We start from the raw sequence: 13,331 nt of genomic DNA, 5'->3' as shown, positions 1-13,331 counted from the left end.
GGCCGCCCATGACCCGCATCCGTAATCTTCGCGTCTTCGATCTGCGCTTTCCCACCTCGGCAAGCCTGGATGGGTCCGACGCCATGAACCCCGATCCGGATTATTCGGCGGCCTATGTCATTCTCGACACCGACAGGCCGGGGCTTTCCGGCCACGGCCTGACCTTCACCATCGGTCGCGGCAACGACATCTGCTGCATGGCCATCGAAGCCATGCGGCATCTGGTGGTCGGGGCCGATCTCGACCAGATCAGGGCCGCACCCGGCCGCTTCTGGCGGCATCTGACCGGCGACAGCCAGTTGCGCTGGATCGGGCCGGACAAGGGCGCCATGCATCTTGCCACCGGTGCTGTGGTCAATGCGCTCTGGGATGTCATGGCGAAAGAAGCGGGCCAGCCGCTCTGGGCCTTCATCGCCGGTATGAGCCCGGAAGAGATCGCCGATATCGTCGATTACCGCTATCTGACCGACGCGCTGACGCGCGAAGAGGCGCTTGCCATTTTGCGGGCAGCCGAGCCCGGCAAGGCCGAGCGCATGGCCCGGCTGGAGGCCGAAGGCTATCCCTGCTACACCACCTCGGCAGGCTGGCTTGGTTATGACGACGACAAACTGCGGCGTCTGGCGAAGGACGCCGTCGATCAGGGCTTCAACCATATCAAGATGAAAGTGGGCCGCGATCTCGACGACGATATCCGCCGCCTGACCATTGCCCGCGAGGTGATCGGCCCGGACCGCTATCTGATGGTGGATGCCAATCAGGTCTGGGAGGTCGATCAGGCCATCGACTGGATGAAGACGCTTTCTTTCTGCAAGCCCTTCTTCATTGAAGAGCCGACCAGCCCCGACGATGTCGCAGGCCACCGCAGGATCCGCGAGGCGATTGCCCCGATCCGGGTGGCAACCGGCGAAATGTGCCAGAACCGCATCATGTTCAAACAGTTCATCGCCGAAGGGGCAATCGACATCGTGCAGATCGATGCCTGCCGCATGGGCGGGCTGAACGAGGTGCTGGCGGTGCTGTTGCTGGCGGCCAAATTCGGCAAGCCGGTCTGGCCCCATGCCGGGGGCGTCGGGCTGTGCGAATATGTGCAGCATCTGTCGATGATCGATTATATCGCCGTCTCCGGCACGAAAGAGGGTCGGGTGATCGAATATGTCGATCATCTGCACGAGCATTTCCTCGACCCCTGCGTCATCCGCAACGCCGCCTATCTGCCGCCCAAGGCGGCGGGCTTTTCCATCGAAATGAAACCGGAGTCCATCGCCCGCTATACCTATCGGAGCAAGGTGGAGGAACAGGCGGTTCTCGCCGGAGCGGCATCATGAAGGCGCTGATCTGCAACGAACCCGGCAGCCTTTCCCTGATCGAGCGGGCAGAACCGAAGCGTGGCGAGGGCGAGGTGCTGGTGCGAATCCGCCATATCGGCATTTGCGGCACGGATTTTCACATCTATGCCGGAAAACATCCCTTTCTCGCCTATCCGCGCATCATGGGCCATGAGCTGTCCGGCACCGTCGAGGAAGCGCCCGCAGGCAGTGCGCTGAAAGCGGGCGATCCGGTTTATATCGTCCCCTATCTTTCCTGCGGCACCTGCCATGCCTGCCGCAAGGGGCTGACCAATGCCTGCCAGTCCATTGAAGTTTTGGGCGTACACCGCGATGGCGGCATGGCGGAATATGTGTGCGTGCCGGAGCGCAATGTCATTGCCACAGGCGGCATTGCCCTTGACGATGCGGCGATGATCGAATTTCTCGCCATCGGCGCCCATGGAGTGAGGCGTTCCGGCCTGACGGAAAAGGACCGCGTGCTGATCACCGGTGCCGGGCCGATCGGCATGTCGGCGATCATTTTCGCCAAGGCGCGCGGAGCCGACGTGACGGTGATCGACACCCGCGAAGACCGGCTAACCTTCGCCATGGACCGGCTCAAGGCCGACCGGGCGCTGGTGTCGGGCGGCACGGTTCAGGACGAAATCGATGCGATCACCGGCGGCGACGGCTTCGATGTGGTGATCGACGCCACTGGCAATGCCGCGCCGATGCAGCAGGGCTTTGCCTATCTGGCCCATGGCGGGCGCTGTGTGTTTCTCTCCGTGGTGCGCGACGATATCCGCTTTTCCGACCCGGAATTTCACAAGCGCGAGGCGACCCTTTTGGCCAGCCGCAACGCCCTGCCGGAGGATTTTGCCGAAGTGGTGCGCCAGATGGAAGCCGGTCATGTGCCGACCCGGGCGCTCAACACCCATAACGGCCGCCTGGAAGACGGTGTGGCGCTGTTCAAGGACTGGTCGCGGCCCGAAGCCGGGGTGATCAAGGCCATTCTTGCGGTGTGACGGACTGCGCCATATCTGGCCGAGAAAGGCGCTCAACCCAGCGTCTGGCTGACCAGCGCATAGGTCAGCGGCGGATGAGCACCCTCGGCCAGAAAATCAGCAAGGCTCTTGCCCTTCGACATGGTCAGCACCGTATCGAACAGTGAAAGCCCGCTGCCGGTGGCCACAAGGGCAAAATCGCCGGTGCTGAAATGGGTGTCGAGGCGCAGAAACCGGCCTTCGGCTTCGCGCAGATGTGGGGCAAGCACGGCGATGGCATCGGCATCGTCGCCAGCAACGATCGGGCCGACCACATGGCCGCGCCCGAAGGGACGACACAGGGCAAAGGCCTTGAGCACACCCTCGCGGAAGAGACCATAGCCGCGCGCCACGGCAAAAAGCCGGTGCATGAGCGGCGCGCGCGCCACACCGAACGCGCCCGCATCAAGGGCAATCGCCGCCTCGCGGTCCGCATCCGTCAGAACACGCAGTTCGCCCTCGACCGGCCTGTCGGCATCCGGCGGGTTGGTCACCACACCCTGGCATTGATAGACTGTTTTTTCCGGGAGAAATCCCAGCGACAGATAAAGCCGCTGGGCGGCGCGGGTGGCATTGAGGCGCAGATTGACGCCTTCGAGGTCCTTCAGCGCATGGTCCATCAGCCAAAGGCCCGCCCCTTGCGTCTGCAGGCGCGGTGAGGTGATCACCATGCCGATGGTGGCGAGATCGGGCGCCTGACGAAACCACATGGCCGAACTCATGATCCGTCCGATCTCGTCGGTGGCGACAACGCCCTTGCCGGTCTCGCGCAGAAACTGCCAGTCCTCAGCCCGATGCGGCCAGCCGACTGAAATCGACAGCGCATAAAGCTGGTCGAGCTCTGCCGTCTGCACATCGCTAATCTCCATGGCAAAAGCGTCGATCTGCACCGTGTCTTCCGGCATTACCGTTTGCGTCACCTTCCTGCCTCCCCGCACAGACGTTATCGCCGCGCGCAAGACGCGGCAGTTGATAGCAATCATACATCCAAAGCGCCGCAGATTTTGCTCAAACACCGGGCCGAAGCACAACAATTGACCGAAACCTGCCAAGCTTCGGCATGGAATCCCGCCGAAAACCGCCATGCTGATTTTTGATCACAGAGGGCGAAGACAGCCACAGGCTGCACCGGAGATTTGATGAACGCAACCGAAATTCTTGACCGGCTGGTGTCTTTTCCAAGTGTTGTCGGCACTGCGAACGGCGATATCGTCGCGTGGGTGCGCGCCTATCTGCAAGACCTGTCCGTGACCGTCACCGTGCTGCCCGGCCCGGAAGGCGACCGCAGCAATCTTTTTGCCAGCATCGGGCCGAAAGACGTGCCGGGCTATATTCTCTCCGGCCATATGGATGTGGTTCCGGCAGAGGCGAGCGAGTGGCAATCGCCACCCTTTCGCCTGCGGCGTGACGGCGCGGCGCTTTATGGTCGCGGCACGACCGATATGAAGGGCTTTCTCGCCGCCGCCCTTGCCGCCGTGCCAAAGCTTGTCGCAGCCGGTCTGAAACGGCCGATCCATCTTGCCTTTTCCTATGATGAGGAGGCAGGCTGCCGCGGCGTGCCGCATATGATTGCGAAGCTGCCAGAGCTTTCAGCCCCCCCGCTGGGCGCCATCATCGGTGAGCCGAGCGGCATGCGCGCCGTGCTCGCCCACAAAGGCAAGGCCGCAGCACGGGTGACGCTTGGCGGGCGGGCGGGCCATTCCTCGCGGCCCGATCTCGGCCTGAACGCCATTCACGCCATGGCAGAGGTGCTGAATGCGGCCATCGATCAGGCGGCAGCGCTGCAACAGGGCCCCTTCGATGCCGCCTTTGCCCCACCTTGGTCCTCCTTGCAGGCAGGCGTCATCTCCGGCGGCAAGGCGGTCAACATCATTCCTGATCTCGCCGTGCTGGAGCTTGAGGCCCGTGCCGTTTCCGGCACCGATCCGAAAGCCTTGCTGGAGCCTGTGCGGAGAAGGGCCGAAGCTTTAAGGGAAAAGGGAATTCAGGTGGACTGGCAGGTGCTGAGCGCCTATCCGCCGCTGGCACTCTCTGCCGATGCCCCGCTTGCCCATCTGGTCGCCGGATTGTCCGGCGAAGCCCCGATCGGCGCCGTCAGCTATGGCACCGAGGCCGGGCTTTATCAGGCCGCCGGTGTCGATGCGCTGATCTGTGGTCCCGGCGATATCGGTCGCGCTCATAAGCCGGATGAATTCATTCTCGAAAGCGAGCTTTTCGCCTGCCAGTCCTTCATCGAAGCGCTTGGCCAGCGCTGTGCGGCGTGAGGAAGCGGGCAATGACCTTTCTCTTCCAGTCCGATGCCCGGCGCGGGGCGGTGTTTGCCGAAGCCTTCGCCAGCGCCCTGCCGGATCTTGCCTTCACCAGGGATGCGGCAAAGGTCGATCCTGACGCGGTGCGCTATCTTCTGACCTGGACAACGCCCGCCGATCTCGCCCGCTACCGCAATCTCGAACTGTTGTTTTCCATCGGCGCCGGTGTCGATCAGCTCGATCTCGCCGCCATCCCGGCTTCGGTGAAGGTGGTGCGCATGGTCGAGGACGGCATTCAACGGATGATGCAGGAATATGTGCTGATGGCGGTTCTGGCGCTGCATCGCAACCTGCCCGCCTATCTCGCCAGCCAGCGGCGCGGGGAATGGTCGCCGCGCCCGCAGAGACAGGCCAGCGAGCGGCGCATCGGCTTTCTCGGCCTCGGCAATCTGGCGTCTGCGGCCATCGACAGGCTGAAACCGCTCAGCTTTCCTCTCTCCGGCTGGAGCCGCAGCCCGCGCACCATTGACGGGGTTTCCTGCCATCACGGCGAAGCGGGCCTCAACGCCATGCTGGCGACCACGGATATTCTGGTCTGCCTTTTGCCGCTGACACCGCAGACCCGTGGCATTTTGAAGGCCGATCTCTTCCGCCGCTTGCCGCCGGGGGCAGGCCTCGTCCATGTCGGGCGCGGGCCGCAGCTCGATCAGGCCGCACTCCTCGCCTGCCTCGACAGCGGCCATCTCTCCGGCGCGGTGATCGACGTCACCGATCCCGAACCGCTGCCGAAGGACCACGCCTTCTGGACCCATCCGCAGATCATTCTCACCCCGCATATCGCCAGCGTCACCCAGCCGGAAACCGCGGCCCGCGCCGTGATCGACAACATCAACCGCCATCTGGCCGGCAAGGACCCGATCGGCCTTGTCGAGCGTAGCCGCTTCTATTGACCATCCACGAAAGGAAAACCATGTCCCTCCTCAAGACCCTCGACCCGAACCCGACCTTCACCCCGCGCGAATCCGGCCCCCTGCCGGAGCGGCTGATTGCCGGTTCCCCCACCTTCAAGACCTGGGCCATGGATGAGGCCAAGGACGGCAAAGTGCTCTCCGGCGTCTGGGAAGCCACAGCAGGCGAGACGAAATCGATCAAGGGCGAGGTGTTTGAATTCTGCCACATCCTGTCCGGCGTCATCGAAATCACCCCTGAGGGCGGCGAGCCGGTCGTTTACAAGGCGGGCGACAGTTTCGTGATGAAGCCGGGCTTTGTCGGCGTGTGGAAGACCATCGAGACGGTGCGCAAGATCTATGTCGTCGTCAACTGAGCCGACACGTCCAGACACCCTGTAGGAAATATCGCCATGGGCCTGAGTTTCGATCCCGATCAGCTGACGCTGCCGATCCATCATCTGATTGGCGGCGAGCGCATTGCCGCCAAGGGCGGGCTTGAGATGCGCCGTCCCTCCGATGGCAAGGCCTATGCGACCTGCCCCGTTGCCGACGGTGCCATGGTGGACCGCGCGGTGGAAAGCGCCAAGACAGCGCTGAAAGCCAGCAATTGGGGGGGCCTTCGCCCGCGCGAGCGGACAAAGGCCTTGCAGGCATGGGCCGACCTGATCGAGCAGGAAGCCGAAACGCTGGCGAAGATCGAGGCCGTCTCATCCACCCGCCCCGTTGGCCAGCTCATTGCCGGGGACATTGCCGTCACCGCCGAACAGATCCGCTTCTTTGCCGAATTTGCCGACAAGCAGGGCAGCGATGTCGTGCCGACCGATGACAGCACATTCGGCATGACGCTGTCTGAGCCTTACGGCGTGGTCGGTGCGATCACGCCGTGGAATTTCCCCATCTCCATGGCAGGCTGGAAGCTTGGCCCGGCCCTTGCCGCGGGCAATGCGGTGGTGATCAAGCCGTCGGAAATGACGCCCTTTTCCACCGTCTATATGGCTGAGCTTGCCGTTAGGGCGGGCATTCCCGCCGGGTTGATCAATGTCGTGCTGGGCGATGGCCCCGTGACCGGCAATGCCATCACCGGCCATCCCGACATTGCCAAGGTCAGCTTCACCGGCTCGACCCGGGCGGGGTCGGCGATCATGGAAAACATCGCCCGCTGCGGCGTGAAACCGATGACGCTGGAGCTGGGCGGCAAGAGCCCGCAGATCGTCTTTGCCGATGCCGATCTCGACAAGGCCGCCGCCGCCATTGCCGCAAGCGTCCTCTTCAATGCCGGGCAGGCCTGCGTGGCCGGAACCCGGTTGATGGCGGAGAAATCCATTGCCGCAAGGCTGATCGAAGCCATCACCGCCATCCTGAAAACCGCCCGCCCCGGTCCGACCTGGGATGAGAGGGTGCAATATTCGCCGATCATTTCCGAGCGCCAGCTTGCCCGCATCGACAGCCTTGTGGAAGCGGCCAAGGCAGAAGGTGGCGAATGCCTGACCGGCGGCCATGTCATGAACACGCCTGGCTATTTTTACGCCCCGACGTTGATTTCAGGCGTCGATCAGCACAATCCGGCCATTGTCGAGGAAATCTTCGGCCCGGTGCTGACGGTGCAGACCTTCGAGACCGAAGAAGAGGCACTGGCGCTGGCCGATCACCCGGTCTATGGGCTTGCCTCCGGGCTCTTCACCCGTGACCTTTCCCGCACGCTGCGCTTTGCCCGCGCGCTTCAGGCCGGCACCGTCTGGGTCAACCGTTACAGCCGCTCGCGCGACCATATCCTGCCCACCGGCGGCTATAAACGCTCCGGCATCGGCAAGGATCTGGGCCGCGAGGCCTATGAGGCCAACCGCAAGAGCAAGAGTGTCCTGATCAATCTTTGAGGAATATCGCATGAAAACCCATTCCATTGCGCTCATCCCCGGCGACGGCATTGGCCGCGATGTCACCGAGGCCGCCTGGGCGGTGTTAAAGGCCGTGGCCGGACAATCCGGCTTTGCCCTCAAGGGCACGGAATTTCCCTGGTCCTGCGCCTTTTACAAAGAGACCGGGCGGATGATGCCGCAAGACGGCATCGAGACGCTGCGCGGCTTCGACGCCATTCTGCTCGGCGCGGTCGGCTGGCCGCAGGCGGTGCCGGATTCGGTTTCGCTGCATGGTCTGCTGCTGCCCATCCGCAAGGCCTTTGTGCAATATGCCAATATCCGCCCGCACCGGCTGTTGCCTGGCATGGAAGGGCCGCTCAAGGCGGAAAGCTTCGACATTCTCTGCATTCGGGAAAACACCGAGGGCGAATATGCAGGTGCCGGCGGTCGGGTGCATCAGGGCCTCGACAATGAGGTCGCCGTCGAAACCGCAATCTTCACCCGCAAGGGGGTGGAGCGGATCATCCGCTATGGCTTTGAGCAGGCGCGTGCCCGGCGCAGGCGGCTTGCCTCCGTCACCAAATCCAATGCGCAGAAATATTCCATGGTGTTCTGGGACGAGATCACGCAGCAACTCGCCGCCGAATATCCCGATGTCACGGTGACGAGCTATCACGTCGATGCGCTGGCCGCGCGCATGGTCATGGCGCCGGAAAGCCTGGATGTGATCGTCGCCTCCAATCTTTTTGGCGATATTCTCACCGATCTGGGGGCAGCCATTCAGGGCGGGCTGGGCTTTGCCGCCTCGGCCAATATCAATCCCGACCGCACCGCTCCTTCGATGTTCGAGCCTGTGCATGGCTCAGCCCCGGACATTGCCGGAAAGGACATCGCCAACCCGATGGCCGCCATCTGGTCCGGCGCGATGATGCTTGAGCATTTAGGCGAACAGGACGCCGCGGCAAAGGTGATGCGCGCCATCTCCGCCGCCACCGAAAAAGGCATTGGCACGGTGCCGGGAAAAGACACAACCGGCACCATCACAAAAGCCGTTCTCAACGCACTGATCTGACAGGAAAATTCTCATGTTGAACCTCAAGGATAAAAGCCTTTTCCGCCAGACCGGCCTGATCGGCGACAACTGGTGCGCCAGCGCCTCCGGCAAAACTGTCGATGTCATCAATCCCGCCACGCAGGCGGTCATCGGCACCGTGCCCGATATGGGCGGGAGCGAAACCCGCGCCGCCATCGAAGCGGCGGAGAAAGCCTATGGCAGCTGGAAAAAGAAAACCCATGCCGAGCGGGCAAACCTGCTGACAGCCTGGCACGATCTGATGCTGGACAATCTCGAAGATCTGGCGCTGATCCTGACTGCGGAACAGGGCAAGCCGCTGGATGAAGCGCGCGGCGAAATCCGCTACGGCGCCTCCTTCGTCAAATGGTTTGCCGAGGAAGCCCGGCGCATCAAGGGCGAGACCATCCCCTCGCCCACGCCCGACCGGCGCATTCTGGTGCTGAAGGAGCCGGTCGGTGTCTGCGGCATCATCACGCCGTGGAATTTCCCCAATGCGATGATCACCCGCAAGGTCGCCCCCGCCCTTGCCGCCGGCTGCACCGTGGTGATCAAGCCTTCGGAATTTACCCCCTATTCGGCGCTGGCGCTGGGCGTGCTGGCGGAAAAAGCCGGCATTCCGGCTGGCGTGATCAATATCCTCACCGGCATGCCCACCGACATCGGCACCGAGATTATGGCAAATGAAACGGTGCGCAAGATTTCCTTCACCGGCTCAACCCGCGTTGGCTCGCTCTTGATGCGCGGTGCCGCTGACAGCATCAAGCGGCTCAGCCTGGAACTCGGCGGCAATGCGCCCTTTATCGTTTTCGACGATGCCGATCTCGATCTGGCGGTTGAAGGCGCGCTCGTGTCAAAATTCCGCAATGGCGGCCAGACCTGCGTTTGCGCCAACCGCATTCTGGTGCAGGAGGGCGTTTACGATGCCTTCGCGGCAAAGCTGAAAGCCCGGGTGGAGGCGATGAAAGTCGGCCCCGGCACCGCGCCGGGAACCACGATCGGCCCGATGATCAATGCGGCTGCCATCGACAAGATCAACCGCCACATTGCCGATGCGCTGGAAAAGGGGGCCAAAATCATCACCGAAACGCCCGCCCTGCCGGAAGGCGGCCAATATACCGCGCCCGTGGTGCTGACCGGCGCAACAACCGCCATGCTGCTGGCCTGCGAAGAGACCTTCGGCCCCGTCGCCCCCCTCTTCCGCTTCAAGACCGAGGACGAGGCCATCGCCATTGCCAATGGCACGCCCTTCGGTCTGGCCTCTTATTTCTACACCGAAAGCATGAAGCGGGCCTGGCGCGTGGGCGAGGCGCTGGAGTTTGGCATGGTCGGGCTCAATACCGGGGCGATCTCCATGGAAGTCTCCCCCTTCGGCGGCGTCAAACAATCCGGCCTCGGCCGCGAAGGCGCGCAGAACGGCATCGAGGAATATCTGGAAACCAAGGCTTTTCACATGGGCGGGCTGGCCTGAACCAATGACAAAGGAGCGGTCGTTGTCCGCTCCTTTCCTTTCTCAGACGACAAAAAGAAGGCGCTAGAGCGCGTCACTGTTTCACGGAAACATCGAAGCGCTCTAACTCTTTGTTTTTACGCATTTCCGGACGGAAAACCGCTTCACACTTTTCCTGGAAATGCTCTAGCGCCTTCAAGTTGGCTGGGGAAATCACTGAAACCTGTCGAGCATCTTGTAATACTGGCCGACCAGCGGCAGGAACCAGGGCTTGCCGAAATGGCCAGGCACGGCGGGCCAGTCGAGACCTTTCAGCGGGTTGCGGTCTTCGCGGCCAAGAATGGCATCGGCCACCATCATGCCGAGATGGGTGGACAATTGCGCGCCATGACCGGAATAGCCCATGGCATACCACAGACCGTCGTGAAAACCGGCGCGTGGATAACGATCCGCCGTCATATCGACAAGGCCGCCCCAGCAATAGTCGATATCGATGCCTTTCAATTGCGGGAAGATGCGCTCCATGCTGTCGCGCAGGATCGCACCGCTCTTTTCATCCGAACGCTGGTCGGAGGTGGCGGAAAAGCGGGCGCGGCCGCCAAAAATCAGCCGGTTGTCCGGGGAAAGCCGCCAGTAATTGCCGATATTCATCGTGTTAACGCAGGTGCGGTTGCCGGGCATCACCGCCTGCGCCTCGGCTTCCGTCAGCGGCCGGGTGGCGATGAGAAAACTGCCGACGGCAATGATGCGACGGCGAAACCAGGAGAAATTCTGCGTCGTATAGGCCCCGGTCGCGATGATGACATTGGCCGCCGTCACCGTGCCGCGCGCGGTTTTCAGGCTGTGCACGCCGCCTGCCTGCCGATGTTCGGCGACCGCGGCCTTTTCGAAAATCACGGCGCCATGGCGTTTGGCGGCATCGGCCAGCCCCACGACATAGCGGCCCATATGCATCATCGCGCTCTTCTTTGACAGCATGGCGCCGTAAAAAGGCGAACCAACCTCACTTTTCAAGTCTTGCGCCGACAAAAGCGCCGTATCGGGATCGCATTCGCCATGCAGCGCCTCGAAATTTTTAACGAGCGCCTCGACATGCTGAGGCTTGGAGGCAAGCTTCAGCTTGCCGGCGCGGCGGAAATTGCAGTCGATGCCCTCTTCGGCAATCAGCGCCTCAATCGTATCGATGGATGCATCAAGCGCATGATAGAGCGCAATGGCGCGCTCCTTGCCAAGGGACGCCTTGGCCGCGAGATAGCTGTGGGCCAGCCCGTTGTTGAGGTGGCCGCCATTACGGCCGGACGCACCGAAGCCGACGCGCTCGGCCTCCAGCACGACGACCTTCGCCCCCGCCCGGGCAAGCTGGCGGGCGCTTGCGAGCCCGGTAAAGCCCGCGCCGATCACGGCCACATCATAATGACCGCTGACAGGCCCTTGTGCGGCACCGGCAAAGGCCGGTGCCGTGTCATGCCAATAGGAGAGGAATTTCATCGGCTGGACTTTCATTTGCAAACTGGCCTTGTCAAACCGGCCTTTTTTTAAAGACCCACCACGCCCGGCAGGCCGGAAATATCGGCAATCTCGACATAGCCGTAATAGGGATTGGCCGGCTCATGGCCGCGATTGACCCAGACCTTGTTCTTGATGCCCAGGTCATGCGCCGACATCAGATCATACCGGAAGGAGGAGGAACAATGCATCACATCCTCCGGGCCGCAACCCAGCATATCGAACATATACTCAAAGGCCTGAAAGCGCGGCTTGTAAGCCTGGGCCTGTTCGGCGGTATAGACCTTGTGGAAGGGCGCGCCGAGTTTTTCAACATTCGACATGATCTGCGCATTCATCGCATTGGACAGAATGACAAGCGGAATTTCTTTCGCCACTTTGGCAAGCCCTGCCGGAACATCGGCATGCGGACCCCAGGTGGGAACGCGCTCATACACCATCTGTGCGTCCTCATCCCGGAAGGTCACACCATTGGCCCTGCAGGCACGCGACAAAGAATTATAGACCACCTCGGCATAGGGCTTCCATGCGCCCATGACCTCATCCAACCGGTAAGAGGAAAAATTCCAGATGAATTTTTTCATCGCCAGATCGTCGAGCCGGTCACCGTAAAGATCGCGGGCAGCACCAGCCATGTCAAAATTGATCAGCGTACCGTAGCAATCGAAGGTGATATATTTCGGACGGAAGGGCGCCATGATGTTTTCCTCTGGCCATGTGTTTCGATGCAATCATCTTATGGTGGGCCATGAAGCGATGGATGGATGAATTCGACCGCTCGCAAAGCAGAAAGTTTTTAATCTGCCCCGCCCTTTGGCAGAGAATTGCAGAAGCCGCCTGACAATGTGGCCATCCGACCTCGCGATCAAGCCTTGCCAGCAAGCCTTGCAGCATAAGATGCGGTGGTGCCCACCGGCTTTGGCGAAAGATAGCGCATCGGGTGCAGCATTCAGACGAATAGCGTCTTCATCCTGATTGAAACTTTGTTCAGCAAAAGGACATGCCACACAAAAACAGATGATGAAAAACCAAATGACCCAGAACACCCCCGTTCAGACCAGGATCGAGATCAACGCCTTCGGACACGAGCATATCGACGGCGCGTTGGCGCTGTCACGCGGCGAAAACTGGCCACATCGCCGGGAAGACTGGCTGCTGGCCCATCATCTGAGCAAAGGTGTGGTCGCAGTCGATCCCGAGGGCCGTGTTGTCGGCACGCTGATGATGACGCCCTATGGCGACACGTGCGGCACGATCAATATGGTCATCGTCGACAAGGCGATGCGCGGTCTGGGTCTTGGCCGCCGGATGATGGAAAGCGCCATCGCGCTGGCCGGAGATCGGCAGTTGCGTCTCATTGCCACGCAGGAAGGCCTGCCGCTCTATGAAAAACTTGGCTTCGTCGCCATCGGTGCGGTGCGCCAGCATCAGGGGCCGGTCACCACACTTGCCCGCCCGGACGGTATCGAGGTCTTGCAACCGGACGATCTTGCGGCGATCCAGGCACTGGACACCAAAGCCTTCGGCGCCAACCGCACCACGCTCATCGAGGCGCTTCACCGCCATGGCGAGATTGCCGTGGTCCGCAAGGATCATCATATCATTGCCTATGCAGCCATTCGCGCCTTCGGACGTGGCGAGGTGATCGGCCCGGTGGTGGCACCGGATCTGGAGATGGCCAAGACGCTGATTGCCTATCATGCCGCCTCACGCCCCGGCGCGTTTCTGCGTGTCGATACCGACATCGAAACCGGCCTTCACCCCTTTTTGAGCGAGATCGGCCTTGCCCATGCCGGTGGCGGCGTCACCATGCAGCGTCCGCCGAAAGCCGGTGCCGACGATGTGCATGCAAAACTCTATGCGCTGGCCAGTCAGGCGCTGGGCTGATCTTATTGCGG

General features: G+C 61.8%; 12 protein-coding genes. 9 read left to right on the top strand and 3 right to left on the bottom strand.

Annotation, left to right across the window (positions count from 1 at the left end):
* Positions 1–8: 8 nt before the first annotated feature.
* Both NAC44_RS10300 and NAC44_RS10295 read left to right on the top strand, forming a co-directional pair.
* Positions 9–1,325: an L-fuconate dehydratase gene (locus NAC44_RS10300; protein ID WP_250940420.1), complete on the top strand. Its 1,317-nt coding sequence runs from the start codon at positions 9–11 to the stop codon at positions 1,323–1,325.
* Positions 1,322–2,332, top strand: coding sequence for a zinc-binding alcohol dehydrogenase family protein (locus NAC44_RS10295; protein WP_250940417.1), 1,011 nt, complete (start codon positions 1,322–1,324; stop codon positions 2,330–2,332). The genes NAC44_RS10300 and NAC44_RS10295 overlap by 4 nt, the downstream gene beginning before the upstream one ends.
* A gap of 32 nt (positions 2,333–2,364) precedes the next feature.
* Here NAC44_RS10295 and NAC44_RS10290 read toward each other — a convergent pair whose 3' ends face one another.
* Positions 2,365–3,255 (bottom strand): GNAT family N-acetyltransferase, encoded by an 891-nt coding sequence (locus tag NAC44_RS10290; RefSeq protein WP_250940563.1) that lies wholly within the window; start codon positions 3,253–3,255, stop codon positions 2,365–2,367.
* Positions 3,256–3,489: 234 nt separating this feature from the next.
* On the opposite strand from NAC44_RS10290, the gene argE reads away from it, so the two are divergent.
* From argE to NAC44_RS10260, 6 genes are read left to right on the top strand one after another with little or no spacing between them, the layout of a single operon-like run.
* Entirely contained in the window at positions 3,490–4,614 is a 1,125-nt protein-coding gene (gene argE, locus NAC44_RS10285; RefSeq protein ID WP_250940415.1) for an acetylornithine deacetylase, read from the top strand.
* A gap of 11 nt (positions 4,615–4,625) precedes the next feature.
* Positions 4,626–5,549 carry a 2-hydroxyacid dehydrogenase gene (locus tag NAC44_RS10280; RefSeq protein ID WP_250940413.1) on the top strand — a complete coding sequence of 308 codons (924 nt, stop codon included), beginning with the start codon at positions 4,626–4,628 and terminating at the stop codon, positions 5,547–5,549.
* A gap of 20 nt (positions 5,550–5,569) precedes the next feature.
* Complete coding sequence (locus tag NAC44_RS10275; RefSeq protein WP_250940411.1) at positions 5,570–5,923, top strand: cupin domain-containing protein; 354 nt, start codon at positions 5,570–5,572, stop codon at positions 5,921–5,923.
* A gap of 36 nt (positions 5,924–5,959) precedes the next feature.
* A complete protein-coding gene (locus tag NAC44_RS10270) occupies positions 5,960–7,423 on the top strand; it encodes an aldehyde dehydrogenase family protein (protein ID WP_250940409.1) in 1,464 nt (487 codons plus the stop codon).
* 10 nt (positions 7,424–7,433) lie between these two features.
* Positions 7,434–8,477, top strand: coding sequence for a tartrate dehydrogenase (locus NAC44_RS10265; RefSeq protein ID WP_250940407.1), 1,044 nt, complete (start codon positions 7,434–7,436; stop codon positions 8,475–8,477).
* A gap of 13 nt (positions 8,478–8,490) precedes the next feature.
* Positions 8,491–9,948 (top strand): NAD-dependent succinate-semialdehyde dehydrogenase, encoded by a 1,458-nt coding sequence (locus NAC44_RS10260; protein WP_250940405.1) that lies wholly within the window; start codon positions 8,491–8,493, stop codon positions 9,946–9,948.
* A gap of 192 nt (positions 9,949–10,140) precedes the next feature.
* On the opposite strand, the gene NAC44_RS10255 is transcribed toward NAC44_RS10260, so the two are convergent.
* Together NAC44_RS10255 and NAC44_RS10250 are read right to left on the bottom strand one after the other, a co-directional pair.
* Complete coding sequence (locus tag NAC44_RS10255) at positions 10,141–11,415, bottom strand: NAD(P)/FAD-dependent oxidoreductase (protein WP_250940560.1); 1,275 nt, start codon at positions 11,413–11,415, stop codon at positions 10,141–10,143.
* A 47-nt stretch (positions 11,416–11,462) separates the two neighbouring features.
* On the bottom strand, positions 11,463–12,131 hold the full coding sequence (locus NAC44_RS10250) for a haloacid dehalogenase type II (protein WP_250940403.1): 669 nt from the start codon (positions 12,129–12,131) through the stop codon (positions 11,463–11,465).
* 334 nt (positions 12,132–12,465) lie between these two features.
* On the opposite strand from NAC44_RS10250, the gene NAC44_RS10245 reads away from it, so the two are divergent.
* The gene (locus tag NAC44_RS10245) at positions 12,466–13,320 is read left to right on the top strand and encodes a GNAT family N-acetyltransferase (protein WP_250940401.1); all 855 of its coding nucleotides are present in this window, start codon (positions 12,466–12,468) and stop codon (positions 13,318–13,320) included.
* Positions 13,321–13,331 lie beyond the last annotated feature (11 nt).

The organism is Allorhizobium sonneratiae (genome assembly GCF_023700755.1).
GTDB classification, from domain to species: Bacteria; Pseudomonadota; Alphaproteobacteria; order Rhizobiales; family Rhizobiaceae; genus Allorhizobium; species Allorhizobium sonneratiae.
The sequence above is the reverse complement of the archived record's forward strand: the minus strand, read 5'-3'. Positions and strand labels throughout refer to the sequence as shown.

Coding starts and splice junctions, on each gene's coding strand:
- NAC44_RS10300 (WP_250940420.1), top strand. CDS start 9: ATGACCCGCATCCGTAATCTTCGCGTCTTCGATCTGCGCTTTCCCACC.
- NAC44_RS10295 (WP_250940417.1), top strand. CDS start 1,322: ATGAAGGCGCTGATCTGCAACGAACCCGGCAGCCTTTCCCTGATCGAG.
- NAC44_RS10290 (WP_250940563.1), bottom strand. CDS start 3,255: ATGCCGGAAGACACGGTGCAGATCGACGCTTTTGCCATGGAGATTAGC.
- argE (WP_250940415.1), top strand. CDS start 3,490: ATGAACGCAACCGAAATTCTTGACCGGCTGGTGTCTTTTCCAAGTGTT.
- NAC44_RS10280 (WP_250940413.1), top strand. CDS start 4,626: ATGACCTTTCTCTTCCAGTCCGATGCCCGGCGCGGGGCGGTGTTTGCC.
- NAC44_RS10275 (WP_250940411.1), top strand. CDS start 5,570: ATGTCCCTCCTCAAGACCCTCGACCCGAACCCGACCTTCACCCCGCGC.
- NAC44_RS10270 (WP_250940409.1), top strand. CDS start 5,960: ATGGGCCTGAGTTTCGATCCCGATCAGCTGACGCTGCCGATCCATCAT.
- NAC44_RS10265 (WP_250940407.1), top strand. CDS start 7,434: ATGAAAACCCATTCCATTGCGCTCATCCCCGGCGACGGCATTGGCCGC.
- NAC44_RS10260 (WP_250940405.1), top strand. CDS start 8,491: ATGTTGAACCTCAAGGATAAAAGCCTTTTCCGCCAGACCGGCCTGATC.
- NAC44_RS10255 (WP_250940560.1), bottom strand. CDS start 11,415: ATGAAATTCCTCTCCTATTGGCATGACACGGCACCGGCCTTTGCCGGT.
- NAC44_RS10250 (WP_250940403.1), bottom strand. CDS start 12,131: ATGGCGCCCTTCCGTCCGAAATATATCACCTTCGATTGCTACGGTACG.
- NAC44_RS10245 (WP_250940401.1), top strand. CDS start 12,466: ATGACCCAGAACACCCCCGTTCAGACCAGGATCGAGATCAACGCCTTC.